The 24768-nt window shown below is 65.6% G+C and carries 24 protein-coding genes; 20 read left to right on the top strand and 4 right to left on the bottom strand.

Features of this window, described 5'->3' with window-relative positions:
* Positions 1–17 precede the first annotated feature (17 nt).
* Both epsC and cysK read right to left on the bottom strand, forming a co-directional pair.
* On the bottom strand, positions 18–581 hold the full coding sequence (gene epsC / locus BM197_RS10055; RefSeq protein WP_090711052.1) for a serine O-acetyltransferase EpsC: 564 nt from the start codon (positions 579–581) through the stop codon (positions 18–20).
* Positions 582–584: 3 nt separating this feature from the next.
* A complete protein-coding gene (gene cysK / locus BM197_RS10050) occupies positions 585–1523 on the bottom strand; it encodes a cysteine synthase A (RefSeq protein WP_090711050.1) in 939 nt (312 codons plus the stop codon).
* Between the two features lie 180 nt (positions 1524–1703).
* Between cysK and prmC the strand changes: the two genes are divergently transcribed.
* The 13 genes from prmC (at position 1704) to BM197_RS09985 (ending at position 12820) form a co-directional block, all read left to right on the top strand.
* Positions 1704–2576, top strand: a complete 873-nt coding sequence (prmC, locus tag BM197_RS10045) for a peptide chain release factor N(5)-glutamine methyltransferase (RefSeq protein WP_090711047.1) — start codon at positions 1704–1706, stop codon at positions 2574–2576.
* Positions 2577–2668: 92 nt separating this feature from the next.
* A complete protein-coding gene (locus BM197_RS10040; protein WP_090711045.1) occupies positions 2669–3355 on the top strand; it encodes an L-threonylcarbamoyladenylate synthase in 687 nt (228 codons plus the stop codon).
* Positions 3352–4638, top strand: a complete 1287-nt coding sequence (locus BM197_RS10035; protein ID WP_090711042.1) for an MraY family glycosyltransferase — start codon at positions 3352–3354, stop codon at positions 4636–4638. The genes BM197_RS10040 and BM197_RS10035 overlap by 4 nt, the downstream gene beginning before the upstream one ends.
* A complete protein-coding gene (locus BM197_RS10030) occupies positions 4635–5081 on the top strand; it encodes a Cg1360 family ATP-synthase-associated protein (protein ID WP_090711040.1) in 447 nt (148 codons plus the stop codon). The genes BM197_RS10035 and BM197_RS10030 overlap by 4 nt, the downstream gene beginning before the upstream one ends.
* 165 nt (positions 5082–5246) lie before the next feature.
* A complete protein-coding gene (atpB, locus tag BM197_RS10025; RefSeq protein ID WP_090711038.1) occupies positions 5247–6044 on the top strand; it encodes a F0F1 ATP synthase subunit A in 798 nt (265 codons plus the stop codon).
* Between the two features lie 46 nt (positions 6045–6090).
* Positions 6091–6327: an ATP synthase F0 subunit C gene (atpE, locus tag BM197_RS10020; protein ID WP_090711036.1), complete on the top strand. Its 237-nt coding sequence runs from the start codon at positions 6091–6093 to the stop codon at positions 6325–6327.
* 30 nt (positions 6328–6357) lie between these two features.
* Positions 6358–6909 (top strand): F0F1 ATP synthase subunit B, encoded by a 552-nt coding sequence (locus BM197_RS10015; protein ID WP_090711034.1) that lies wholly within the window; start codon positions 6358–6360, stop codon positions 6907–6909.
* Positions 6909–7703, top strand: a complete 795-nt coding sequence (locus BM197_RS10010; RefSeq protein WP_090711032.1) for a F0F1 ATP synthase subunit delta — start codon at positions 6909–6911, stop codon at positions 7701–7703. The genes BM197_RS10015 and BM197_RS10010 overlap by 1 nt, the downstream gene beginning before the upstream one ends.
* Positions 7704–7754: 51 nt before the next feature.
* A complete protein-coding gene (gene atpA / locus BM197_RS10005) occupies positions 7755–9392 on the top strand; it encodes a F0F1 ATP synthase subunit alpha (protein WP_090711030.1) in 1638 nt (545 codons plus the stop codon).
* A gap of 3 nt (positions 9393–9395) precedes the next feature.
* A complete protein-coding gene (locus BM197_RS10000) occupies positions 9396–10295 on the top strand; it encodes a F0F1 ATP synthase subunit gamma (RefSeq protein ID WP_090711028.1) in 900 nt (299 codons plus the stop codon).
* A 27-nt stretch (positions 10296–10322) separates the two neighbouring features.
* The gene (atpD, locus tag BM197_RS09995) at positions 10323–11786 is read left to right on the top strand and encodes a F0F1 ATP synthase subunit beta (RefSeq protein WP_090711026.1); all 1464 of its coding nucleotides are present in this window, start codon (positions 10323–10325) and stop codon (positions 11784–11786) included.
* Positions 11787–11788: 2 nt separating this feature from the next.
* Positions 11789–12052: a F0F1 ATP synthase subunit epsilon gene (locus BM197_RS09990; RefSeq protein WP_090711024.1), complete on the top strand. Its 264-nt coding sequence runs from the start codon at positions 11789–11791 to the stop codon at positions 12050–12052.
* 27 nt (positions 12053–12079) lie between these two features.
* The gene (locus BM197_RS09985; protein ID WP_090711022.1) at positions 12080–12820 is read left to right on the top strand and encodes a YaaA family protein; all 741 of its coding nucleotides are present in this window, start codon (positions 12080–12082) and stop codon (positions 12818–12820) included.
* Between the two features lie 24 nt (positions 12821–12844).
* Here BM197_RS09985 and BM197_RS09980 read toward each other — a convergent pair whose 3' ends face one another.
* On the bottom strand, positions 12845–13426 hold the full coding sequence (locus BM197_RS09980; RefSeq protein WP_090711020.1) for a DNA-3-methyladenine glycosylase I: 582 nt from the start codon (positions 13424–13426) through the stop codon (positions 12845–12847).
* Positions 13427–13481: 55 nt separating this feature from the next.
* A complete protein-coding gene (locus tag BM197_RS09975) occupies positions 13482–14015 on the bottom strand; it encodes a methylated-DNA--[protein]-cysteine S-methyltransferase (protein WP_245762485.1) in 534 nt (177 codons plus the stop codon).
* A 110-nt stretch (positions 14016–14125) separates the two neighbouring features.
* Here BM197_RS09975 and BM197_RS09970 point away from each other — a divergent pair, with 110 nt between their 5' ends.
* From BM197_RS09970 to BM197_RS09940, 7 genes are all read left to right on the top strand, one after another.
* A complete protein-coding gene (locus tag BM197_RS09970; protein ID WP_090711017.1) occupies positions 14126–15103 on the top strand; it encodes an aldo/keto reductase in 978 nt (325 codons plus the stop codon).
* Between the two features lie 169 nt (positions 15104–15272).
* Complete coding sequence (locus BM197_RS09965) at positions 15273–15893, top strand: TetR/AcrR family transcriptional regulator (protein ID WP_090711015.1); 621 nt, start codon at positions 15273–15275, stop codon at positions 15891–15893.
* Entirely contained in the window at positions 15883–17616 is a 1734-nt protein-coding gene (locus BM197_RS09960; protein WP_090711013.1) for an ABC transporter ATP-binding protein, read from the top strand. Before BM197_RS09965 ends, BM197_RS09960 begins: the two co-directional genes overlap by 11 nt.
* Positions 17613–19583, top strand: coding sequence for an ABC transporter ATP-binding protein (locus tag BM197_RS09955; protein WP_090711011.1), 1971 nt, complete (start codon positions 17613–17615; stop codon positions 19581–19583). The genes BM197_RS09960 and BM197_RS09955 overlap by 4 nt, the downstream gene beginning before the upstream one ends.
* Positions 19584–19670: 87 nt before the next feature.
* Positions 19671–20825, top strand: a complete 1155-nt coding sequence (locus BM197_RS09950) for a DUF4192 domain-containing protein (RefSeq protein WP_090711010.1) — start codon at positions 19671–19673, stop codon at positions 20823–20825.
* Positions 20826–20904: 79 nt separating this feature from the next.
* Positions 20905–21726, top strand: a complete 822-nt coding sequence (locus tag BM197_RS09945; RefSeq protein WP_245762484.1) for a PP2C family protein-serine/threonine phosphatase — start codon at positions 20905–20907, stop codon at positions 21724–21726.
* Positions 21727–21831: 105 nt separating this feature from the next.
* Entirely contained in the window at positions 21832–24765 is a 2934-nt protein-coding gene (locus BM197_RS09940) for an FtsK/SpoIIIE domain-containing protein (RefSeq protein ID WP_090711006.1), read from the top strand.
* The last annotated feature ends 3 nt before the right edge of the window (positions 24766–24768 follow it).

Raw genomic sequence — 24768 nt, 5'->3', positions numbered from 1 at the left:
AACCCGCCCCAAGAAACCTAGATGTGGTACTCCGGCTCGGTGAACCCGTAGGTCTTCCCCGGCTCACGCCGACGCGCGACCGCCGGAACTCCGACGAGCAGCGACATCGCCGGGGCATCCTTCGTCACGACCGCGTTCGCGCCGACGATACTGCCGTCGCCCACGAGGATCGGGCCGATGATCTTGGCGCCCGCTCCCACCTGCACACCGTTCCCGAGCGTCGGATGGCGCTTCTCCCTGCCTTTCGACTTCCCGCCGAGCGTGACGCTGTGGTACAGCATGACGTCGTCGCCGATCTCAGCCGTCTCGCCGATGACGACACCCATGCCGTGGTCGATGAAGAACCGCCGGCCGATGACGGCACCAGGGTGGATCTCGACCCCGGTCAGGAACCGGGTGAACTGCGACAGAATGCGCGCCGGCATCCGTGCGCCACGCATCCACAGCCTGGACGTCAGCCGGTACGCCCAAATGGCATGGAGGCCGGAGTAGGTAAGGAAAATCTCCACCGAGCTGCGCGCGGCAGGGTCGTGCACGCGCGCGGCCGCGATGTCTTCGCGGATTCGGGACAGAACCGGCATCGCTTAGTCGACGAGATCCGACCAGAGCGGCGTCGAGATGTACCGTTCCCCGGTGTCGCAGACGATGGCGACGATGCGCTTGCCGGCATTCTCCGGCCGTTTCGCCAGTTCGAGCGCCGCCCAGATGATCGCACCGGACGAGATTCCTGCGAGGATGCCTTCCTCTGCGGCCAGTCGCTTGGCGACGCGCACGGAGTCCTCGAAGCTGACGTCGATGACCTCGTCGTAGATGGTCGTGTCCAGGATTTCAGGCACGAAGTTCGCACCGATGCCCTGGATCTTGTGGGGGCCGGGGGCACCACCGTTGAGGATGGGGGAGTCGATCGGCTCGACAGCAACGACCTGGATCTCAGGCTTGCGCTGCTTGAGGACCTGGCCGACACCGGTGATCGTGCCGCCGGTGCCGACGCCGGCGACGAAGATGTCGATGTCGCCGTCCGTGTCGCGCCAGATCTCCTCTGCCGTCGTCTTGCGGTGGATCTCGGCGTTGGCTTCGTTGGCGAACTGCTGGGCGAGGATGGCTCCTGGCGTCGACGCGACGATCTCCTCGGCCGCAGCGACAGCGCCCTTCATGCCGAGCGCCGGCTCGGTGAGCACGAGCTCAGCGCCGAATGCGCGGAGCAGGACACGACGCTCTGTGCTCATCGACGCGGGCATCGAGAGGATCACCTTGTACCCACGGGCGGCGCCGACGAGCGCGAGGGCGATGCCGGTGTTGCCGCTGGTTCCTTCGACAATGGTTCCGCCGGGCTTCAATGCGCCTGCGGCCTCCGCGGCGTCGACGATGGCGACGCCCAGGCGGTCTTTCACGCTCGACCCGGGGTTGTAGTACTCCAGCTTCGCCAGAACGGAGGCCTCAGCGCCATCGGTCACGCGGTTCAGCTGAACAAGCGGGGTGTTGCCGAACGCCTCGGTGATATTGGCATAGATCTTTCCGGCCACGTATATGCTCCTTGGGTTATGGTCTGCGCTGGGCGCAGTCGACGGGATTACAGCCTATTGCCCGGTGCAACCGCTCATGGCTGTGTGTCATTCCGGATGCGCCGCGAAAACCTCCGGGTAGGCTCGGGAACCGGCGGCTTTCCCTATCCGCCTTACCCCACAGGCAGGCCCGGCACTTTCATGACTCCGAGAACAGCAACCGTCGGCACGCTCGCCACCGCGATGACCGAGCTCCTGGCGAAGGCAGGCGTCGCGAACCCCGACGTCGACGCCGAACTCCTTCTCGGACACGTCCTCGACATCGGCCGAGGAGAGGTCCAGGCCGCGGCCCTCACCGGCCGACCGGTCACGGATGCGCAGGCCGAGACTGTCACGCTCCTCGCCGAGCGGCGCGCACAGCGTGAACCGCTCCAGCACATTCTCGGGCGGGCCGCCTTCCGGTCGCTCTACCTCGCCGTCGGCCCTGGGGTGTTCGTGCCCCGGCCCGAAACAGAACAGGTCGTCCAGTTCGCGATCGACGCCCTGCGTTCCGTGCCCGACCCTGAACCAATCGGCATTGACCTGGGCACCGGGTCAGGCGCTATCGCGCTGGCGATGGCCACAGAGGTCCCGAACGCGCGTATCTACGCCGCAGAGAACTCCGTCGACGCGTTCCTCTGGGCCCGGCAGAACTTCACCGAGACCGCTGCTCCGAATGCCACCCTCGTTTTCGAGAACCTGGCCGGAGCGTTTCCCGAGCTCGACGGGGCGGCATCCGTCGTGATCTCCAACCCGCCATACGTACCGGATGCCGCGATCCCGAGGGATCCGGAGGTCCGGTTCTTCGACCCGGCTGCGGCACTGTACGGGGGAGAGGACGGCCTCGACGTCGTCCGCCAGCTCTCCGAGACGGCTGCCCGGCTGCTCCGGCCGGGCGGAACCCTCATTCTCGAGCACGGTGAGCTGCAGGGCGAAGCGATCCGCGACATCCTTACCCGCGACGGCTGGCGGGCTGCGGCGACGTTCCGCGACCTCACTCAGCGAGACCGAACCACGACGGCACTTCGGGCTTAGCCTGCCCGCTCACCCGGCCGTAGCGGTATCGATTCGAGAACAGGGCACGGTTCCCGGAATCCTCCCACCGGGTCCGGGTTAGAATTGGCGCGATGTCTCGCCTCTTCGACTGCTCCCAGGATTCCGACCTCCTCACCGGCATGCGCCTCGCTCGTGCCGCCGTGCGCAAAGGAGAACTCGTCGTGATCCCCACCGACACCGTTTACGGAGTCGCCGCCGACGCATTCTCGCCGGCCGCAGTACAGAAGCTGCTCGACGCCAAGGGTCGCACCCGTCAGTCGCCGCCGCCGGTGCTCGTGCCGGGGATCGCGACGCTCGAGGCCCTTGCCGCCGAGATTCCGGATGCTGTCCGCACGCTGGTCGACGCGTTCTGGCCTGGGGGACTCACCATCGTCCTGCCGGCGCAGCCCTCACTGGCATGGGACCTCGGAGACACCGACGGAACCGTCGCCGTCCGGATGCCGGACAACCGCATCGCCCTTGAACTGCTCGAGGAGACCGGCCCACTCGCGGTCTCGAGCGCAAACCTCACCGGGAAGCCCGCAGCCACCACGGCGCAGGAAGCGATGGACATGCTCGGGGACTCCGTCGACGTCTACCTCGACGGCGGAACGAGCGAGTCGACCGCATCCACCATCGTCGACGCCACAGCTCTCGTCGCCCCCGGCGGAACGGTGACGATCCTCCGCGAAGGGGCGATCACGCGCTCGCAACTGCGGGACGTCCTCGGTGACCTGCTCGACGACCCAGCGGCCGTCGACGGTGTGTCAACGGCATGATCCTCTACGCCCTGATCGCCCTCGCAACAGCGCTCATCACGTTCGTCCTCTCGCTCATCGTCTACAAGGTGGCGTTGCGCTACAAGCTCTACCCGGGCATCCGCGAGCGGGACGTACACACGCGGCCAACACCGCGACTCGGCGGGGTGGCCATGTTCATCGGCGTGGTCGCCGCATTCGGCCTCGCCTACCTCATCTCCCGGGTGACCCCGTTCTTCGAGCAGACCTTCAACCCGCCCGGGTCGATCCTGGCCATCCTCGGCGCCTCGCTCATCATCGTGCTCATCGGCATCGCAGACGACCTCTGGGACCTCGACTGGATGATCAAACTCGCCGGCCAGTTCATGGCCGCCGGGCTCATCGCCTGGCTCGGGGTGCAGATCTACTCCCTGCCGATCGGCGGACTCACCGTGGGATCGTCATGGATGTCCGCGGCCCTGGCCATATTCGCCATCGTTCTCGTGATGAACGCGGTGAACTTCATCGACGGGCTCGACGGTCTCGTCGCCGGTGTCGGGCTCATCGCCAACGGGGTGTTCCTCGTCTACGGCTACCTCCTCGTCCGCGACCTCGGGCAGTCCACCTTCTTCAACCTCTCGTTGCTCATCTCCGCCGTCCTCGTGGGAGCGTGCGCCGGATTCCTGCCGATGAACTGGCACCCGGCGAAGATGTTCATGGGCGACGCGGGGGCGCTTCTCGTGGGCCTCCTGATGGCCACGAGCGCCGTTGCCATCACCGGCCAGATCGACCCGTCCGCCCTCAACGCCGACCCGGCCAGTGGCGGGGGAGTCGGACGCAGCCAGCTCATCGGTGCGTTCATCCCGATCATCCTGCCGTTCGCGATTCTCATCGTGCCGCTCGTCGACTTCGCCCTTGCCGTCATCCGGCGGCTTCGGGCGGGGAAGTCGCCGTTCAGCGCTGACCGGATGCACCTGCACCACCGTCTCCTCGACATGGGTCACTCACACCTGCATGCAGTGCTCATCTTCTACGCGTGGACGACCGTCATCGCGCTGTCGTGCCTCCTGTTCTTCGTGTTCCAGCCATACTGGTTCGGCCTTGGCTTCCTCGTGGTCGGTGTGGTCGTCTGCACCGTCTTCACCCTCGCCCCGCTCGGCCGTCGCAAGTCAGCGGAGATCCGTGCGCAGGCCGCCCCGGAAGGAACGGGCCGCGCAGACACGCTCGCGGTGTTCGACCCGCTCGACGAGGCATCGGAGGAACGGAACCGCTACGCACCCGTGGCCATTGAGAACCTCGAAACCCCAGACAAGGAACCCCGATGAAGTCAGCAGAGATCCTTCGAGCCAGCCTCAAGTGGGGCGGCCTCCTCGCGCTCGCCATCGCTGTGGTGGGCGGTGGGCTGGGTTACCTGGTCGACGGCAACCGCGGCCTGACCAGCGCACTGATCGGCACCGCGATGTCGATCGTCTTCCTCGGCATTACGGCCGCCAGCATCCTCTTCGCGAACCGCTGGTTCGGAACCGACCTTTTCGTGCCGATCTTCTTCGGCATCGTGATGGGCGGCTGGCTGATCAAGTTCGTCCTGTTCCTCGTTCTTGCGGTGCTCCTCAAGGACCAGCCGTGGATCAACCCCACGGTGCTCTTCCTGAGCATCATCGCCGGTGTGATCGGGGCGCTCACGGTTGACGTGATCATCGTGTCGAAGTCCCGAATGCCGTATGTCAGCGACGTCACTCTTCCCGGTGACGAGAAACGGCCCAATTAAAGCGGCTCTCAATTCGTCGCGTAACGCATCGTTTGATAGTGTTATCGAAGATTCCCCGCCCGAACATGTCGCAAGAAGTATGTGCGTCGGGCACTTCCCACCGTTCGTCGTCGCGAGAGCTAAGCTCCACGCCCGAAACAGGAGAGCGCGCTGTTAGCTAACGCTGTGAACTTACTGGTTCAGACCTCAACCGACGACGGGACCTTCCACGGGCCGTCGATCATGGAATTCTTCCCGGACATCGTCTTGTTCGAGGGCACCGGATTCGACATCAACCGGATCATGCTGATCCGCCTCCTCGCTGTTCTCGCGCTGGTGATCGTCTTCTGGCTCGGCACGCGGAACATGAAGATCGTGCCAGGCAAGTTCCAGAGCCTCATCGAGATGGCGCTCGACTTCGTGCGGGTCAACATCGCAGAAGACCTCCTCGGCAAGGTCGACGGTAAGCGGTTCCTGCCGCTACTCACCACGATGTTCTTCATGATCTTCACCATGAACTTCACGGGCATCATCCCGGGCCTCAACATCGCGGGAACGTCTGTCATCGGTGTGCCGCTCGTGCTTGCCGCGATCTCCTACGTCACCTTCATCTACGCCGGCATCAAGAAAAGCCCGGGCAAGTTCTTCAAGAACTCCCTCTTCCCGACCGGTGTGCCGTGGCCCGTGTACATCATCGTCACCCCGATCGAGTTCATCTCGACCTTCATCATCCGTCCGGTGACGCTGACGCTCCGACTCCTCATGAACATGGTCGTCGGCCACCTGCTCCTCGTCCTGTTCTTTGCGGCGACCCAGTTCTTCGTGTTCACGCTCGGCGGATGGTTCATCGCCATGGGCGCGGTCACCTTCGCCTTCGGGTTCGCTTTCACCCTGTTCGAAATCCTGGTCGCACTGCTCCAGGCATATGTCTTCACCCTGCTCACCGCGGTTTACATTCAGCTCGCGGTAGCTGAAGAGCACTAAGAAGCCGGCAACCGCCAGCTTTTTTCATCACGGAAGGAAACATCACGTGGACGCAACAACCGTTCTCGCCGAGATCAACGGAAACATCGCGACGGTCGGTTACGGTCTCGCAGCGATCGGCCCCGCCATCGGCGTCGGCATCGTCGTTGGAAAGACCATCGAGGGTGTCGCTCGTCAGCCTGAGCTGGCTGGCCGCCTGCAGGTCCTGATGTGGATCGGTATCGCCTTCACCGAGGCGCTCGCCTTCATCGGCATCGCCACCTACTTCATCTTCACGGCCTAGACCTCTCTTTCACCCTCGTAAGGAGGCAAGATGCTACACGCACTCGTTGCGGCGGCTGAAGAGGGCACTACCAAGAACCCTCTGATCCCCGAGCTCTACGACATCTTCTGGTCGGCGGTGTGTTTCGTCATCCTGTTGGCACTCTTCTGGAGGTTCGTTCTTCCGAAGATGCAGACCATGCTCGAAGAGCGTTCTGCCGCCATTGAAGGCAACATCGCCAAGGCAGATGAAGCACAGCGCCAGGCTGAGGCCGCTCTCGAGCAGTACACCGCTCAGCTCGCAGAGGCACGCCAGGAGGCAGGCCGTATCCGCGAGTCCGCTCGTGAGGACGGCAAGCAGATCGTCACTGAGGCCAGGAGCCAGGCGATGCTCGAAGCTGCGCGAGTGACGGCAAGCGCGCAGGCGCAGATCGAAGCCGAACGGCAGGCAGCGCTCGTTTCCCTCCGGAGCGATGTCGGCACGCTCGCCATCGACCTCGCGGGCAACGTCATCGGTGAGACCCTCGCCGATGACGCCAAGGCGACCGCCATCGTGGATCGTTTCCTTGCTGAACTCGAAGCTTCGGAGAAGGCAACCAAGTAATGGGAAGCGCAACTCGGGAAGCTCTCGCGTCGTCGAGGAAGGCACTGTCAGACACCGGGCGAATCGACCTGACCACCGCTACGGATCTCTTCGCAGCGGGCCGGGTTATCGGTGAGTCGGGCCAGCTGCGCTCGCTCCTCGCCGACCCGTCGGCCGAGAGCAGCGTGAAGGCGTCGATCATCGACCGCGTCTTCGGCTCGCAGCTCAGCGCGCAGGCGCTCGACCTCCTCCGGGAGATCGTGTCCGCACGCTGGTCGAGCGCTGACGACCTTCTCGGCGGAATCGAAGAACTCGGCCTTCGGGCCGCTGCCGTCGCCGCTGGGCCCGATGCCCGCCTCGACGCCCAGCTCTTCGCTTTCAGCCGGTTGGTGTCATCGGACGCCGGACTCGAGCTCGCGCTCGGCTCCAAGCTCGGCGGGCAGGCTTCCAAGAGCGCGCTCGTTGAAAAGCTCCTCACCGGCAAGGGCTCGGTCGAGACCGCGGAGATCGTCAAGCACATCGTGTTGCAGCCCCGTGGACGCCGTATCGGAGAGCTTCTCCGCCACGCGGCATCCGTCATCGCTGACCAGCAGGGCTACATCATCGCAAGCGTGACCAGCGCTTTCCCGCTCGGAACCGCCCAGGTCGAGCGGCTCGAAAACGGGCTGGCGGCGCAGTACGGTCGCAAGATCCGACTCAACCAGATCGTCGAGCCGAGCGTCATCGGAGGCCTGCGCGTGCAGGTCGGCGACGACGTCATCGACGGCAGTATCGCCTCACGCCTCAGCGAACTTAGACTTCAGCTTGCTGGCTAGCGCCAGTAGACAACGTAGGGGACATTCGTCCCCACACAGATAGGGAAGAAGATGGCAGAACTTACGATCAGCCCCGACGAAATCCGGGATGCTCTCAAGGACTTCGTCACGGCTTACGAGCCGGGTAAGGCCACCACCACCGAGGTCGGATACGTCACCGACGCCGGTGACGGCATCGCCCACGTTGAGGGTCTGCCTGGCGTGATGGCCAACGAGCTCATCCGTTTCGCGGATGGAACCCTCGGCCTCGCGCAGAACCTCGATGAAGACGAGATCGGCGTTGTCGTCCTCGGTGAATTCGGCGGCATCGTCGAAGGCATGGAAGTCACCCGCACAGGAGAGGTGCTCTCGACCCCGGTCGGCGACGCGTTCCTCGGCCGTGTGGTCGACCCGCTCGGTGCCCCGATCGACGGCCTCGGCGAGATCAAAGCGGAGACCCGCCGCGCCCTCGAACTGCAGGCCCCAGGCGTGATGCAGCGTAAGAGCGTGCACGAGCCGATGCAGACCGGCATCAAGGCCATCGACGCCATGATCCCGATCGGCCGCGGCCAGCGCCAGCTGATCATCGGTGACCGCCAGACGGGTAAGTCGGCGATCGCGATCGACACGATCATCAACCAGAAGGCCAACTGGGACTCCGGCGACGTCAACAAGCAGGTTCGCTGCATCTACGTCGCCATCGGCCAGAAGGGCTCGACGATCGCCGCCATCAAGGCTGCACTCGAAGAGTCCGGCGCCATGGAATACACGACCATCGTCGCTGCTCCTGCCTCTGACCCCGCAGGCTTCAAGTACCTCGCTCCGTACACCGGCTCGGCCATCGGCCAGCACTGGATGTACGGCGGCAAGCACGTCCTTATCGTCTTCGACGACCTGTCGAAGCAGGCTGAGGCATACCGCGCCGTTTCGCTGCTGCTGCGTCGCCCGCCGGGACGCGAAGCATACCCCGGTGACGTTTTCTACCTGCACTCCCGCCTTCTCGAGCGTTGCGCAAAGCTCTCCGACGAGCTCGGCGCAGGATCGATGACCGGCCTGCCGCTCATCGAGACCAAGGCGAACGACGTCTCCGCGTACATCCCGACCAACGTGATCTCGATCACCGACGGCCAGATCTTCCTCCAGTCCGACCTGTTCAACGCCAACCAGCGTCCAGCAGTCGACGTGGGAATCTCGGTGTCGCGAGTCGGTGGTGACGCCCAGGTGAAGAGCATCAAGAAGGTTTCAGGAACACTGAAGCTCGAGCTCGCACAGTACCGCTCCCTCGAGGCATTCGCGATGTTCGCATCCGACCTCGACGCAGCGAGCCGTCGCCAGCTCGCTCGTGGCGCCCGCCTCACAGAGCTGCTGCGCCAGCCGCAGTACTCGCCGTTCCCCGTCGAGAACCAGGTCGTCTCGATCTGGGCCGGCACGAAGGGCAAGCTCGATGAGGTACCGGTCGAAGACATCCTGCGGTTCGAAAGCGAACTGCACGACTACCTCGGCCGCAACACCCAGGTTCTCACCAAGCTCCGCGACACCAACGTGCTGAGCGACGACATCGTCGACGAGCTCGATGCTGCCGTCGACAAGTTCAAGCAGGAGTTCCAGACCGGTGCGGGCAAGCCCCTCAGCGGTCCAGGCTCCGAGCAGTTCACGGAGCTCCCGGCTGAAGACGTCAATCAGGAAAAGATCGTCAAGGGACGTCGATAAGTAATGGGTGCTCAACTTCGGGTCTACACGCAGAAAATCAAATCTGCGCAGACGACCAAGAAGATCACGAAGGCGATGGAGCTCATCGCCGCCTCGCGCATTGCGAAAGCACAGGCGCGCGTTGCGGCATCCGGGCCCTATTCGCGGGCAATCACCCGCGCGGTGTCAGCCGTGGCGACGTACTCCAACGTCGACCACGTGCTGACCACTGAGCCGGAGAAGATCGAACGGGCAGCCGTCGTCATCTTTGCGTCCGACCGTGGTCTCGCCGGTGCCTTCAACTCGCAGGTCCTGCGCGAAGCGAACGAACTCGCCGAGCTGCTCAAGAGCCAGGGCAAGGACGTTGTCTTCTACCTGTACGGGCGCAAAGCGGTCGGCTACTTCGCATTCCGCAAACGCCCATCAGAGCGTCAGTGGATCGGTGAGGCCGAGAACCCCACCTTCGCCACAGCGCAGGAGATCAGCGCTGCACTGCTGGAGAAGTTCGTCCTGGACGCATCCGAAGGCGGCGTAGACGAGATTCACATCGTCTACAACCGCCTCGTCAGCATGATGAGCCAGGTTCCCGAGGTCGTCCGCCTGCTGCCCCTCGAGGTCGTCGAAGGTGTCGAAGAGCCGGACGACAAGACAGTCCTTCCGCTCTACGAGTTCGAGCCGGACCCGGCGAGCGTGCTCGACGCGCTCCTGCCGGTCTACATCGAGAGCCGTATCTTCAACGCCCTGCTTCAGTCGGCTGCTGCGAAGCACGCGGCTACGCAGAAGGCGATGAGCTCGGCGAGTGATAACGCGGACAAGCTCATCACGACGTACACCAGGCTGCGCAACAACGCACGCCAGGCCGAGATCACCCAGCAGATTTCCGAGATTGTCGGCGGCGCAGACGCACTGTCGTCCGCCAAGTAACGCAGATTACGAAGAGAGAAGAAGAGCATGACAGACATTGCCACCGCTCAGGACACGAGTGAGGTGAAGGCCGGCGCAACCGGCCGCGTCGCCCGCGTCACCGGTCCGGTTGTCGACATCGAGTTCCCGCACGACGCGATCCCCGGTATCTACAACGCCCTGAAGACCACCGTCAACATGGCGGGGGAGACCCAGGTCCTCACGCTCGAGGTTGCCCAGCACCTCGGCGACGACCTGATCCGCGCCATCGCCCTGAACCCGACCGACGGACTCGTCCGTGGCCAGGAAGTCACCGACACGGGTGAGCCGATCACGGTTCCCGTCGGAGACATCACCAAGGGCAAGGTCTTCAACGTCATCGGCGATGTCCTCAACGCCGAGCCGGGCGAGCGAATCGAGATCACCGAGCGCTGGCCGATCCACCGCAAGCCGCCGGCGTTCGACCAGCTCGAGTCGAAGACCGAGCTCTTCGAGACCGGCATCAAGTCGATCGACCTCCTCACCCCGTACGTGCAGGGTGGAAAGATCGGTCTCTTCGGTGGTGCGGGTGTCGGTAAGACGGTCCTCATCCAGGAGATGATCCAGCGCGTTGCGCAGGACCACGGTGGTGTGTCGGTGTTCGCCGGTGTTGGTGAGCGTACCCGTGAAGGTAACGACCTCATCATGGAAATGGAAGAAGCCGGCGTCTTCGACAAGACAGCGCTTGTCTTCGGCCAGATGGACGAGCCGCCAGGAACGCGACTGCGTGTCGCGCTCTCGGCCCTCACCATGGCTGAGTACTTCCGTGACGTGCAGAAGCAGGACGTGCTGTTGTTCATCGACAACATCTTCCGCTTCACGCAGGCCGGTTCCGAGGTCTCGACGCTGCTCGGCCGTATGCCGTCCGCTGTGGGTTACCAGCCGAACCTCGCCGACGAGATGGGTATCCTCCAGGAGCGCATCACCTCGACCCGTGGCCACTCGATCACGTCCCTGCAGGCGATCTACGTTCCTGCTGACGACTACACCGACCCGGCTCCGGCGACGACGTTCGCACACCTCGACGCGACCACCGAGCTGTCACGTGAGATCGCGTCGAAGGGTCTGTACCCCGCGATCGACCCGCTGACCTCGACGAGCCGCATCCTGGACCCGCGCTACATCGGTGACGACCACTACAACACGGCCGTCCGCGTCAAGGCGATCCTGCAGAAGAACAAGGAACTCCAGGAGATCATCGCGATCCTCGGTGTCGACGAGCTGAGCGAAGAAGACAAGATCACGGTGGCCCGTGCGCGTCGTATCCAGCAGTTCCTCTCGCAGAACACCTACATGGCGAAGAAGTTCACCGGTGTCGAGGGTTCAACGGTTCCGCTCAAGGAGACCATCGAGTCCTTCTCGGCGATCGCCAACGGCGAGTTCGACCACGTTGCAGAGCAGGCGTTCTTCAACGTCGGTGGCATCAGCGATGTCGAAGAGCGCTGGGCACAGATCCAGAAGGAGAACGGCTAAGCATGGCGTCGCTCAAGGTCAGTGTTGTCGGGGCCGACCAGGAGGTGTGGTCAGGTGCCGCATCCATGGTCGTCGCCCGGACGGTTGAGGGAGAGATCGGTATTCTCCCCGGCCACGAGCCCATGCTTGCCATTCTCGCTGAGGGTGAAGTACGCGTGACCGCTGAGAATGGCGAGAAGATCGTCGCGCGCGCCGCCGACGGATTCCTGTCTGTCGACAACAACACCGTCACCGTCGTGGCCGGCAACGCCAGCCTCGTCAAGTAATTCGCCGCAAGGCCCCTGTAACGCCCCGTGCTGATCCTGCTTCCTCCGTCCGAGACGAAGAAAGCAGGTGGCACGGGGCGTTCTTTGTCCCTGGAGCTCCTGCGTTTCCCTGCGCTGACCGAGGCGCGGCGCCAGCTTGCCGAAGACGTCGTCGCCCTGTCGCACGACACGGATGCCGCGATAGCGGCGCTGAAATTGGGTCCGAAGCAACACACCGAGGTACAGACGAACCGGCTGCTGTGGCAGTCGCCGACCATGCCGGCGCTCGATCGATACACCGGGGTATTGTTCGATGCCCTCGACGCCGCATCCCTCAGCCCAGAGGAGCGAGCTTTCGCCGGCCGCCACCTGGTCATCCACGCGGCGCTACTCGGTCCGGTCGGTTCCCTCGATCCGATTCCGGCTTACCGTCTCTCCCACGATTCACGCGTGCCCGGCCGGCCGTTGAAACGGCACTGGCGGAGTGCTGTCGAAACTTCGCTCGCCGGTGAGGAAGGGTTTGTGCTCGACCTGCGTTCGGAGGCGTACGTCGGTTTGGGGCCGGCTCCGGATGGCTCGTCGTTCCTTCGCGTGCTGACCGAAGGCGAGGGCGGCGTACGGCGCGCCCTCAACCACTTCAACAAAAAGGCGAAGGGCGAATTCACCCGCTCCATCGTTCAGTCGGGTGTCGTCTTCGGGAGTTCGGACGAACTTCTCGCGTGGGCTCCGACCGCGGGGTTCCGCCTGGAGCGTGTGGCGGGAACGACGGAGCTTGCACTCATCGTTTGACGCGCTCGGTCTGCGGCGACTACCTCAGGTGCCGCTGCGCCAGCAGCCGACCACATGGTCGTCGACGAGACCCGCAGACTGCATCAGCGCGTACATCGTCGTTGGCCCGACGAACCGATAGCCTCGGCGCCGAAGCTCGGCGCTGAGGGCCGAGGACTCAGGGGTGATGGCCGGGATGTCACTGAGACGCGTCGGTCGCGGCCGTCCGGCCTCCGGCTGGAAGCTCCAGAGAACGTCCGAGAGGCTCTCTCCAAGTTGCTGGGTGACGCGGGCGTTGGTGATCACGGCGTTGATTTTGCCGCGGTGGCGAATGATCGAAGCATCGAGGAGAAGTCGCTCCACGTCATCCGGAGTCATCGCTGCGACCCGGTCTATCTCGAAGTCCGCGAACGCGGCCCGGAACGCCGGGCGCCGACGAAGGATGGTGATCCACGACAGCCCGGCCTGAAAACCCTCGAGGCTGATCTTCTCAAAGACCGCCTGGTCGCCGAGAAGAGGGGTTCCCCACTCCTCGTCGTGATACCTCTGGTACTCGGGGTCGGTCCCGACCCAGGCGCAGCGGGCGCGAGCATCCGTTCCGACGAGCAGCGAGGGCGGGACGGTCATAGCGGATCCTTCACGGAGGCGGGAATTCGGGCCTCGTCAGGATAGTCGACGCGGGCTAACGGTATGAAATGGCCTCGTGATCGAGCAGCCACACTTTCGTCTGCACCCCCTGTCCCTGGCTGTACCCGACGACCCTCCGTGCGCTCGACAGAACCCGATGGCAGGGAACAAGGAGCGGCAGCGGGTTGGCGCGGATCGCGCCGCCGACTGCCCGCCCGGCGATGCTGAGGCCAGCCTCGCGGCCGAGGAGACCATACGTCGTCGCCGTGCCGAACGGGACCTCGGCCAGCGCCGACCACACCCGCAGCTGGAACGGTGTTCCTTCGGCGGCGACGGGCGCGTCGAAGGTGCGACGCTTCCCGTCGAAATACTCGGCCAGTTGCTCAGCAGCGGCCACCAGGACATCGATCGACGCCTCACGAAATCCGTCGCGAGGCAGCCTCCCGTCACGTTCGATCTGTACACCGGTGACGGCGAACCCGTCGCTGGTGAGTTCGATGCGGCCGAGCGGGCTGGGCATGCGAAGAAGGCCGACGGGACGATCGAAGAGGGTGGGCTGGGGTACCTGGGAAACGGTTCGAGATGTCATGCGACCGACGGTACGAGCCCGCCGCTGCCGACCCGCCCGCCGGCGGGATTCGGTGCAAAGGTTGCTTCAGGCGCATGCCTGTTGAGGAACCGTCCCGCTAGCCTTGGGGGATGGCAGACATCGAATACCGCACCCTCGGCAGAAGCGGACTCCGCGTTTCGACGATCGGACTCGGGTGCAACAACTTTGGAAGGCTCGGCACGGCGACCGAAACGCAGGAGGGTACGGATGCCGTGCTCTCAGCCGCCCTGGACGCCGGGGTCACCTTGCTCGACACCGCAGACATGTATGGGAAGGAACCCGGACTCAGCGAAACCCTGATGGGCAACGCCCTCCGCGGCCGCCGCGGCAAGGTTGTGCTCGCCACCAAGTTCGGGCACTCCGGTGCCGACGTGGGCCTGGAAGGCTGGGGTGCCAAAGGCTCAAGGCGCTACGTTCGCCTCGCCGTTGAGGCGTCACTGAGGCGACTGCAGACCGACTGGATCGACCTGTACCAGTTGCACACCCCGGACCCGGTGACACCGATCGAAGAGACCCTTTCGGTGCTCGACGACCTGATCCGCGAGGGCAAGGTTCGCTATATCGGCCACTCGAATCTCGCCGGCTGGCAGGTTGCAGAGGCGGAACTCACCGCCGAACTCCACAGGCATCCGAAATTCATTTCAGCGCAGAACGAATTCAGCCTGATCGTGCGCGACGCCGAACGTGAGGTGCTCCCGGCGGTTCGGCACTTCGGTCTCGGATTCCTGCCGTACTTCCCGCTCTACAACGGCCTTTTCACCGGAAAGTTCAGCCGCGACGGCGGCCCGGCCGATTCGAGGATCATGCGCCAGCGCAGCCACCTGCTCGAGAGCGCCCCGTGGGATGCGATCGACGCCTTCCAGGCCTTCTGCGACGAACGTGGGATCACGATGCTTCAGGCGACCTTCGCCTGGCTGCTCGCGCAACCCGCCCTGACGAGCGTCATTGCCGGGGCGACTCGGCCGGAACAGATCCTCCAGAACGCGGATGCCGCGACCGCGTGGCATCCGTCTCCCGAGGAGCTCGACACGATCTCCGCACTGTTCGCCCCCGACGGCGAGGGCTGAGGCCTCCTGCTCGAAACACCCGCTCCGGTCGGAATCATGCGTCCTCGCGAGTGTGCCCGACCGGAGCGGGTGACCTCGCGCGTTCGGATCCTCCGACCGTTCGCTGCGGGCGGAGCGGAAGAGGTGCCAGCAAGGGTTGAGTGAGCGCTCACTCAGCTAGGCTCACTGGGTGACCATCAGCCCGTCTGCGCTCGAGCAGCCCACCCGTGCCGCCCCTCTTCCGCCTCACGACCGCCGATCGAGCATCGTCGACGCGGTCCTTCCCCTGATCCTCGAACAGGGCGGGGGAGTGACCTCCAGACAGCTTGCCGAGGCCGCCGGGGTCGCCGAGGGCACGATATTCCGGGCGTTCGGCGACAAGAAGAGCCTCCTGAAGGCTGCGGTCTCCCGCTACCTCGACCCGGAACCGCTTCTCACCGAACTCGCCGCCATCGATCCGGGATGGCCGCTGGAACAGAAGATCCGGTCGATTCTCGCCGCGCTGCGTCGCCGCTTCGACGGCGTCTTCCGGGTGATGTCGACCCTCAGCGAGGAAGACCGGCCAACACCGGCGTCGCTACGAGAAGACATCGAGCGGCTCGTCGCGGCCGCGCTCGCCCCCGATTCGGCCAGCCTCCGCTGGAGCCCAGCCCAGATCGCCCAGTTCGCACGCCTCCTGGCGTTCTCGAGCTCTTTCCCGCTCCTCACCACCGGCAGCGAGTTCTCCGACGAGGACCTCGCGGATTTCGTCCTGCACGGCATTCTCTGTTCCCCAGACCTCAGCACGACCAGGGACCCTCATGCTCGCTAAACTCACCGGCCGCTTTCTGAAGCCGCACTGGCCGCTTCTGGTCGGGGTCGTCGTCTTCCAGCTCGCCCAGTCCATCGCCTCGCCCTACCTGCCGACCCTCAACGCCGATATCATCGACCACGGTGTGGCTGTCGGTGACACCGAATACATTCTGCGGGTGGGCACGATGATGCTCGGCATCACGCTGCTGCAGGTGCTCTGCGCCATCACGGCCGTCTACTTCGGTGCGAAGGCGGCCATGGCGCTTGGACGCGATGTGCGCCAGGCCGTGTTCGAGCGCGTGTCTGAGTTCTCCGAACGGGAAGTGTCGTCGTTCGGGGCGCCCTCGCTCATCACCCGCACCACCAACGACGTCCAGCAGGTGCAGATGCTCGTGCTGATGACGGCGACCCTCATGGTGTCCGCCCCGATCCTCGCCGTCGGCGGGGTCATCATGGCGCTCGGACTCGACCTTCAGCTGTCCTGGCTGCTCGCCGTGGCCATCCCGGTCCTGCTTCTCGCCGTCGGCATGATCATCGTGCGGATGGTGCCGCTGTTCCAATCCATGCAGCGCCGGATCGACCGGATCAACACGGTCCTCCGTGAGCAGCTCACCGGCATCCGTATCGTCCGGGCGTTCGTGCGTGAGGACGTGGAAACCCGCAGGTTCGAGAAGGCTAACGCCGAGCTGACGGATGTCGGGCTCCGCGCCGGCCGGCTGATGGCGATCATGTTCCCGATCGTGATGCTCGTGCTCAACGTGTCCAGCATCGCCGTGCTGTGGTTCGGGGCGTTCCGCGTCGAAGAAGGATCGATGCAGGTGGGGACGGTGATGGCGTTCCTCCAGTACCTCATGCAGATTCTCATGGCGGTGATGATGGCGACGTTCATGGCCGTGATGATCCCGCGCGCAGCGGTCAGCGCCGACCGGATCGGTGAGGTGCTCGGCACCGAGTCGTCCGTCCGCCAGCCGGTCGCCCCTGTTCCCAGCGTCGACACGGCGGGAAGCATCATCTTCGACGGGGTCTCGTTCTCCTATCCCGGTGCCGAGCAGCCCGTGCTGCGCGCCCTGTCGTTCGTGATCGAACCGGGGACGACGACCGCGATTATCGGCTCAACGGGGGCGGGGAAGACGACCCTCGTCAACCTGCTGCCTCGACTTTTCGACGCCACCGCCGGACGCGTTCTCGTCGATGGCGTCTCCGTCGCCGAAACCGACCAGGACCTGCTCTGGTCGAAGATCGGCATCGTTCCGCAGAAGCCGTACCTGTTCTCTGGAACGGTCCGTTCGAACCTCCGCTACGGCAAGCCGGACGCCAGTGAGGACGAGTTGTGGCGTGCGCTCGAGGTCGCCCAGGCCCGCGACTTCGTCGAAGCTCTCGACGAGGGGCTCGACGCCCCTGTTGCACAGGGCGGCACCGACCTGTCAGGCGGGCAGCGCCAGCGCCTCGCCATCGCCCGTGCCCTCGTCAAACGGCCGGAGATCTACGTGTTCGACGACTCGTTCTCGGCTCTCGACCTGGCGACGGATGCCCGGCTGAGGGCCGCGCTCGCCCGTGACGTCGCCGGCGCCACGCTCGTCATCGTCGCCCAGCGCGTGTCGAGCATCCGTTCCGCAGACCAGATCCTCGTCCTCGAAGACGGCGCGATCGTCGGCCGGGGAACCCACGACGAGCTGCTCGGGCGTTCGCCGACGTACCGCGAAATCGTCGAATCGCAGCTCACGGCGGAGGAAGCAGCATGAGCGACACCGAGTCCAAGACGGCGACCCGGGTGCCCGCCCGTCCTCCGATGGGACGAGGCCCGTGGGCCGGAGCCGGGATGCCGGTCGAGAAATCGATGAACTTCGGCCCGAGCGCGAAACGGCTGGCGAAACGGCTGGCGCCCGAGTGGCTGCCGCTCGTCCTGGTGACCGTGCTTGCGGTGATCAGCGTGAGCTTAACCGTCATCGGACCACGCATCCTCGGGGATGCGACGAACCTCATCTTCGAGGGTGCCATCTCGGCGAACCTGCCGGCGGGGGCGACGCAGGAGCAGATCGTCGCAGGGCTCCGGGCGTCCGGTCAGAACCAGCAGGCCGACATGCTCGCCAACATGAGCCTCGACCCGGGCTCTGGAATCGACTTCGCAGCGCTCTCCCGGGTCCTGCTGCTCGTCCTCGCCATCTACGCGCTGGCGTTCCTCTTCGCCTGGATCCAGGCGCTCGTGCTCAATGGTGTCGTCCAGAGGACGATGTACCGGTTGCGTGCAGACGTCGAGTCGAAGGTGAACCGCCTGCCGCTGTCCTACTTCGACCGGATGCCCCGCGGCGAACTCCTCAGCCGGGTCACGAACGACATCGACAACGTCTCGCAGACCCTTCAACAGACGCTGAGCCAGGTGCTGGTGTCGCTGTTGAGCGTCATCGGCGTGCTCGTCATGATGTTCTCCATTTCGCCGCTGCTCGCCTGCATCGCGCTCATTACGATTCCGCTCACAGTGTTCATCACGAGCGTGATCGCCAAACGGTCGCAGAAGAAGTTCGTCGCCCAGTGGGCGCACACCGGCGAACTGAACGCGCAGATCGAGGAGATGTACACCGGCCACGCGATCGTCAAGGTCTTCGGCCGGTCGCGTGAGGTCGGAAAGCGATTCTCCGACAAGAACGCCGAACTGTACGAGGCGAGCTTCGGCGCCCAGTTCATCTCGGGGATCATCATGCCGTCGATGATGTTCGTGGGGAACCTCGTCTACGTCGCCATCGCGGTTGTCGGCGGATTGCAGGTCGCAACGGGGGCGCTCAGCCTCGGCAGCGTGCAGGCGTTCATCCAGTACTCCCGGCAGTTCACCCAGCCGCTCACCCAGCTCGGATCGATGGCGAACCTGCTGCAATCGGGCGTGGCATCCGCCGAGCGGGTGTTCGAATTGTTCGATGCCGACGAGCAGCTCCCAGACCCCGACGCCCCGGCCAGCCCGCCTGCCCATAGCGGTCGGCTCGTGTTCGAGGACGTGTCGTTCAGCTATTCGCCCGACAAGCCGCTGATCCGCAACCTCGACCTGGTCGCTGAGCCCGGACACACCATCGCGATCGTCGGACCGACCGGTGCAGGAAAGACCACCCTCGTGAACCTGATTCTGCGGTTCTACGAGCTCGACGGGGGGCGCATCACCCTCGACGGAGTCGACGTCGCCCGGATGACGAGGCTCGACCTGCGCAGCAGGGTCGGGATGGTGCTCCAGGACACCTGGCTGTTCGGCGGCACCATCCGCGACAACATCGCGTATGGGCGGCCGGATGCGACGGAGGAGGAGATCCTCGGAGCCGCCAGGGCGACCTACGTCGACCGCTTCGTCCACTCCCTGCCCGACGGGTACGACACGGTACTGGACGACGAAGCATCGAACGTGTCGGCAGGCGAAAAGCAGCTGCTGACCATCGCGAGGGCGTTCCTTGCCCACCCGAGCGTCCTCATCCTCGACGAGGCGACGAGTTCCGTCGACACCCGCACCGAGGTGCTCGTGCAGAAGGCGATGTCGACGCTGCGGAAGGACCGGACGAGTTTCGTCATCGCCCACCGCCTGTCCACCATCCGTGACGCCGACGTGATCCTCGTGATGGAGGAGGGCCGGATTGTCGAGCAGGGCAACCATGACGCTCTTCTGGCACAGGGCGGCGCGTACTACAACCTGTACAACGCGCAGTTCGCGGCTCCCGTAAGCGACGAGGCGTAACTCTCCACAGGCTGCCGAACGAGGCTGGCTATCCACAGATCGGCGGAACCGACCGGGCGAACGAGCGGCCGGGTCCAGACTCCCGGCATGACCACCATCATCAAGGCCTCCGGGGCCCAGGACTTCCTCGCGCTCGTTCCCCACCTGACCGGGTTCCAGCCGCAGCAGAGCATCGTCCTCGTTGCCTTCCGCGGCAACCGGACCTGCGGTGCCCTCCGTCTCGACCTCCCGAAGGCCGACGCCCCTGCCGGCGTTCGACGTCGAGCCGCCACCACGATGCTCGGCATGGTCTGCAGGATTCCCGACGTCGACGCATTCGTCCCCGTGGTCTACACGCACGACTCGTTCGCCGGCGGCGATGGGATGCCCTATCGGGCCGTCATCGATGACCTGCTCGCCCGCGCACGCCATTCCGGGTTCACCGTCCGCGACGCCCTCTGCGTTGCGACGGATGCCTGGGGCAGCTACCTCGACGAACACTGCCCTCGCCGTGGGCGGCCGCTCGGCCTCATTTCCGCATCCCCAGCCCGAAGCACACTTGCCCGCTCCATCCCGACGGCAGGCCTGATGGATCTGGAATCGGAGTCCCGGCTTCCGGTCGCTGATTTCGTGACCAGGGAACAAACGGCCAAACGGTTCACGGAGCTCGACTCGCTCCGAGCGTCGGCCGAACTGGGCCCAGCCCTGCTGTTCGACCACGGCTTCAGTGGCGACGTCGTCGGCTTCGCCGACGATCTGCTCGCGTCGGGCCGCGAACCGGTTCCTCCCCGGGATGCCGCGGTGCTGGCCTTTCTCGTGCAGGCGCCGGCGCTGCGCGACGAAGTGCTCCTGACCTGGGCCTGGGGCCCGGAATTCGGTGTGGCCGTGGGTGAAATGAACGACAGGCACAACGCCGGGGACGACATCAGTTCGCTGCCGGGAGCGATGGCGCTCGGCGGCTTCGGCATGCCGCGACCTGACCCGGAAAGACTGAGAACCGCCATCCACGTGCTTCGGTATTCGGCTCCCCGGGTTCCCCGCCACGCGCAGGCACCGTTGCTCACCATGCTCGCGTGGGCGCACTGGGCGCTGGGTTCGGGAACCCTCGCCGGGCGATGGGTGGCGCAGGTCCGCGAACATGATCCGGAGTACTCGCTGGCCGAACTTCTCGACCGGATGCTCTCGGCCGGCCGGCTGCCGGAATGGGCATGGGACGTCGGGCCGGACGCCACGGATGGCACGGCAATCGAGGGGAGACCGTAAGCCACGTCTCCGGGCGTCCGCCGCTGCCGCTATTATCGACGCAGGCCTCACAGTTGTGCGGCTCCGAAAGGATGATTGCGTGACAGCCATCGACGTGCGCACCGGATCGCGAGTCGTCGACGTGCCCGGCCGACCTCCGTTGACGTTGTCCTGGGCGTCGGTTACCGACACAGGACGAAAGCGCCAGGTCAACCAGGACGCTCTTATCGTCGATTACCCGATCTTCGCCGTTGCCGACGGTATGGGCGGACACGACGCCGGTGAGGTCGCCAGCGCCGCGGTCATCGCCCGGCTGGCCGAACGTGTTGCCTCAGGAGACACCGTCGACCGCGGGGCTGTCGAGAATGCCCTCCGCGCGGCCGTCGACGACATGCTGGAACAGGTCGGCTCGTCGGAGCTCGGCACAGGCACGACGGTGACGGGCATTGTCTTCGGCTTCTCGGGGCCCGACGCCGACATCCCAGCCTGGACTGTGTTCAACATCGGCGATTCCCGCGTCTACCGGCTTCTCGGCGACGAACTGATCCAGGTGACGCTTGACCACTCGGTCGTGCAGGAACTGATCTCGATTGGGGCAATCACCCCCGACGAAGCAGAATCGCACCCCCACGGCAACGTGATCACCCGCGCGGTCGGCTTCACCGACGACCCGCTGCCCGATTACACGGATGTCCCCTCCGCCGATCGTGCCCGGTGGCTGGTCTGCTCAGACGGGCTCACCAAAGAACTCACCGACTTTGGTCTCCGTCACTTCCTCCTGCAGAGCAAGACTCCTGAAGAAGCGGTCCGCAGCCTCGTCGGTGCAGCGCTCGAGAACGGCGGTCGTGACAACGTCAGCGCCATCGTCCTGGATGAGCTCCTCGTCGATCATGCCGACCCCGCAGTGCCGACCCAGCAGTGACGGCGCAGTCCTGACACTCCTCCACTGACGCCCCGGCGAAATCGGATTATCCCCGGACGCCGAGTTCCACCTACGGGCCAGCGCATCTCCTGCTTCGCTTGAGGCATGCACGATCCCACCGATGAACCGATCCTGGTTCCCGCCGAGCCGGCAGGTCTCGCGCGCTCGTCGTTCCCGGTCGTCGCGAGCCTCGCGCCTGTTGTCGCCGCCGTCGCCATTTGGGCGCTCACCCGGTCACCGTTCGTTCTTGTTTTCGCGCTGCTCGGCCCGGTCATCGCGGTGGCGAGCGTGGTCGACAACCGTTGGTCCGCCCGTCGGCGCCTGCGCGCGGATACCGCGGCTTACCGAGCTGAGCTCGAGAAGCTCCACGACCAGGTGGACGAGAGGCACGCCGCCGAGCGCCGAAGCCGGAACGCCCTGTCCGCCAGTGCCCGGCAGATCCTCGACGCCGAGGATGCCTCCGCGATCGGTTTCGCCCGCTGGCGGGTGCCCGTCGAACGGCGGTTTGTCGTTGTCGCCGGCCGCGGGTCGCAACCCAGCGTCGTTCGAGTCGACGGCCCATCCGGAGAAGGGGCGGCGAAACTGAGGGACCGAGCCGGGATGGTGCCGGACGTACCGGTCGACGTCGACGCCTTGCGCGGAATCGGTGTCGTCGGTTCCCCGCTCGTCACCCACGCCGTCGCCCGAGGGCTTCTCGTGCAACTGTGCGCAGCCGCCGGCCCGGAGGCACTCACCGTCGTGGGCGTTCCGCCCAGCTGGGCGTGGGCATCCGCTCTGCCCCATCGCCGCGCCCGCGACGGAGCTTCATCTGTCCGGGTGGCCGAGGTCCCGGCGGATGCCGCAACGCTCGGCTCCGAAGACATCCTCGTCGTGCTCGCGGACCGGATGGATCGGATACCACCACGGTGCGCGGCTGTGATCGAACTGACGGGTGTGGCGACGGCCATCCTCCATCGCACGACGGCCGCTGGGAACGCCGATCAGGTCCGGCTGGCGTTGGAATTGATCTCGGCGGCCGAATCGCGGCAGTTCGCCGAGAACCTCGCCGCATTGGCGCTCGAGGCAGGCCGTGACCCGGATGACACGGAACTGCCAGACACTGTCAGCTTCGTCGAGGCGTCTGCAGGAGCAGCGCCGCCGGCCGGCGGGCCGTCGCTGTCGGCCGTCCTCGGCTCCAGTGCTGCCGGACGGGCACTCGTTGACATCGTGGCAGACGGTCCCCACGCCATCGTCGGGGGGACGACGGGAAGCGGCAAGAGCGAACTGCTCGTCACCTGGGTCGCGAGCATCGCTGAACGTTATCCACCAGATGTCGTGACCCTGCTCCTGGTGGATTTCAAGGGCGGCGCGGCGTTCGCGCCGCTGACCGGCCTGCCGCATGTGGTCGGCGTGCTGACCGACCTCGATCCCGGCTCCGCCGCACGGGCGCTCGAAAGCCTGCGGGCCGAGGTGCGTTACCGGGAACAGCGCCTGCGCGAGCTCGGAGCTCGCGACATCGGCCAGGCGCCCGATCTGGCCCGGCTGGTCATCGTCGTCGACGAGTTCGCGGCGATGCTCGATGGCTTCCCGAATCTGCATGCGCTGTTCATCGATGTCGCCTCTCGCGGGCGTTCGCTTGGGATGCACCTCATTCTGTGCACGCAGCGCCCAGCTGGCGTTGTGAAAGACTCACTCCTCGCGAACTGCGGACTGCGAATGTGCCTTCGGGTGAACAACCGTGCAGACAGCACGGCGATCCTCGGGACGGATGCCGCCGCCCACCTGCCGGCGAACGTCCCCGGGCGCCTCGTCCTCGCCGGACCCACCGGCCCCGTGTCGCTGCAGGTCGCCACGACGACCGAAACCGACATCGCCCGCGTCGCGGAGCGATGGCCGCCGAACCCAGTCGTCCGACGACCGTGGCTGGACCCGCTGCCGGCGTGGGTGGAGCGTGGCAGCCTCGACGAACCGGCGACCGGCATCCGTCTTGGGCTCGCCGACCTGCCCGCCGAGCAGCGCCAGGCTACCGTGGTCTGGGATCCGGAAGCCGACGGCAGCATGCTCGTGCTCGGCATGGCGAGGTCCGGTAAATCGACTCTGCTCGGCACGATCGCGGCCGAAACGGCTCGGCTGGAGTCGTTCGTCGTTGAACGTATCGGTCGTGACCCGGAAGAGGCGTGGGACGTTGTGCACTCGCTCACCGCGACGCTCTCACCGCTGCCTGATGATGCGCCCCCGGTTGAGGGGCACCCTGGAGATGGGCAGGCCACCCACGGGCGGAACGTGCTGGTGCTCATCGACGACCTCGATTCCCTGCTCGCAGGAATCGACGCCGATGATGCCATCGAGCTCCGCGACGGAATCCTGGCGCTCCTCCGTGACGGGCCGCGCCGGGGCGTCTACGTGGTGGTAGCGGTGCAGCGGCTGGCGGGGCCTACGGCTGCGCTCGCCGGCTTCGTCGGCTCCACTGTGCTGCTCGGAACGGCGAATCGGCAGGAGCATCTGCTCGCCGGAGGTGAAAGCGGCACGTGGGTCGACGCCCGTCGGCCGGGCAGCGCGACCTGGCGCGGTGTTCCGGTGCAGCTCTGCGCTCCTGAGGTGGCGACGCACCGAACACCCAGGCATGCGGCCAGCCGAACCGTGCGCCCGATCGACTGGACGGAGCATCCGCTGTGGCTGGTGCTCTCCCGGGCCCCTGCCCGCCTCGCCGGCGGCATCCTGGGAATGAACGCCGCATCGCCCGGCCAGCCCCCGGTCCGGGTTGCTGCGCTCGCTGACGCGCCGTCCGGCCGGATGACCGTCGAGCAGGTTCGCCGCAGCACGTCCACTCCCGTCGTGATCGTCGGCGACAGCGAACAGTGGCAGGCCCACTGGCCTCTTCTCGCCGCACTGCGTCAGGACGCGGCGGTGATTGTCGACGGATGCTCCGTGGCTGAGTTCAGGGCGCTCACCCGCATCCAGGATCGACCACCCCTGCTCGCACGGCTGCCCGGCCGGGCATGGCTGATCGACCCGGGCGGCACGGTCCGGCGGGTCAGCGTCCGTTCGGCGACAGGCTAGCGA

Origin of the sequence: Mycetocola miduiensis, from assembly GCF_900115155.1 — a bacterium.
Lineage (GTDB): Bacteria > Actinomycetota > Actinomycetes > Actinomycetales > Microbacteriaceae > Mycetocola_A > Mycetocola_A miduiensis.
Note: the sequence above shows the minus strand (reverse complement) of the source record. Positions and strands in the feature narration are given on the sequence as shown.

What these genes read in the sequence shown, in the direction of transcription:
- BM197_RS09975 (WP_245762485.1), bottom strand. Translation starts at nt 14,015, where the DNA reads ATGACATCTCGAACCGTTTCCCAGGTACCCCAGCCCACCCTCTTCGAT.
- prmC (WP_090711047.1), top strand. Translation starts at nt 1,704, where the DNA reads ATGACTCCGAGAACAGCAACCGTCGGCACGCTCGCCACCGCGATGACC.
- atpA (WP_090711030.1), top strand. Translation starts at nt 7,755, where the DNA reads ATGGCAGAACTTACGATCAGCCCCGACGAAATCCGGGATGCTCTCAAG.
- BM197_RS09970 (WP_090711017.1), top strand. Translation starts at nt 14,126, where the DNA reads ATGGCAGACATCGAATACCGCACCCTCGGCAGAAGCGGACTCCGCGTT.
- BM197_RS09990 (WP_090711024.1), top strand. Translation starts at nt 11,789, where the DNA reads ATGGCGTCGCTCAAGGTCAGTGTTGTCGGGGCCGACCAGGAGGTGTGG.
- BM197_RS10015 (WP_090711034.1), top strand. Translation starts at nt 6,358, where the DNA reads ATGCTACACGCACTCGTTGCGGCGGCTGAAGAGGGCACTACCAAGAAC.
- BM197_RS10040 (WP_090711045.1), top strand. Translation starts at nt 2,669, where the DNA reads ATGTCTCGCCTCTTCGACTGCTCCCAGGATTCCGACCTCCTCACCGGC.
- BM197_RS09980 (WP_090711020.1), bottom strand. Translation starts at nt 13,426, where the DNA reads ATGACCGTCCCGCCCTCGCTGCTCGTCGGAACGGATGCTCGCGCCCGC.
- BM197_RS09940 (WP_090711006.1), top strand. Translation starts at nt 21,832, where the DNA reads ATGCACGATCCCACCGATGAACCGATCCTGGTTCCCGCCGAGCCGGCA.
- BM197_RS09955 (WP_090711011.1), top strand. Translation starts at nt 17,613, where the DNA reads ATGAGCGACACCGAGTCCAAGACGGCGACCCGGGTGCCCGCCCGTCCT.
- BM197_RS10010 (WP_090711032.1), top strand. Translation starts at nt 6,909, where the DNA reads ATGGGAAGCGCAACTCGGGAAGCTCTCGCGTCGTCGAGGAAGGCACTG.
- atpD (WP_090711026.1), top strand. Translation starts at nt 10,323, where the DNA reads ATGACAGACATTGCCACCGCTCAGGACACGAGTGAGGTGAAGGCCGGC.
- BM197_RS09950 (WP_090711010.1), top strand. Translation starts at nt 19,671, where the DNA reads ATGACCACCATCATCAAGGCCTCCGGGGCCCAGGACTTCCTCGCGCTC.
- BM197_RS10035 (WP_090711042.1), top strand. Translation starts at nt 3,352, where the DNA reads ATGATCCTCTACGCCCTGATCGCCCTCGCAACAGCGCTCATCACGTTC.
- epsC (WP_090711052.1), bottom strand. Translation starts at nt 581, where the DNA reads ATGCCGGTTCTGTCCCGAATCCGCGAAGACATCGCGGCCGCGCGCGTG.
- BM197_RS09960 (WP_090711013.1), top strand. Translation starts at nt 15,883, where the DNA reads ATGCTCGCTAAACTCACCGGCCGCTTTCTGAAGCCGCACTGGCCGCTT.
- BM197_RS10000 (WP_090711028.1), top strand. Translation starts at nt 9,396, where the DNA reads ATGGGTGCTCAACTTCGGGTCTACACGCAGAAAATCAAATCTGCGCAG.
- BM197_RS10030 (WP_090711040.1), top strand. Translation starts at nt 4,635, where the DNA reads ATGAAGTCAGCAGAGATCCTTCGAGCCAGCCTCAAGTGGGGCGGCCTC.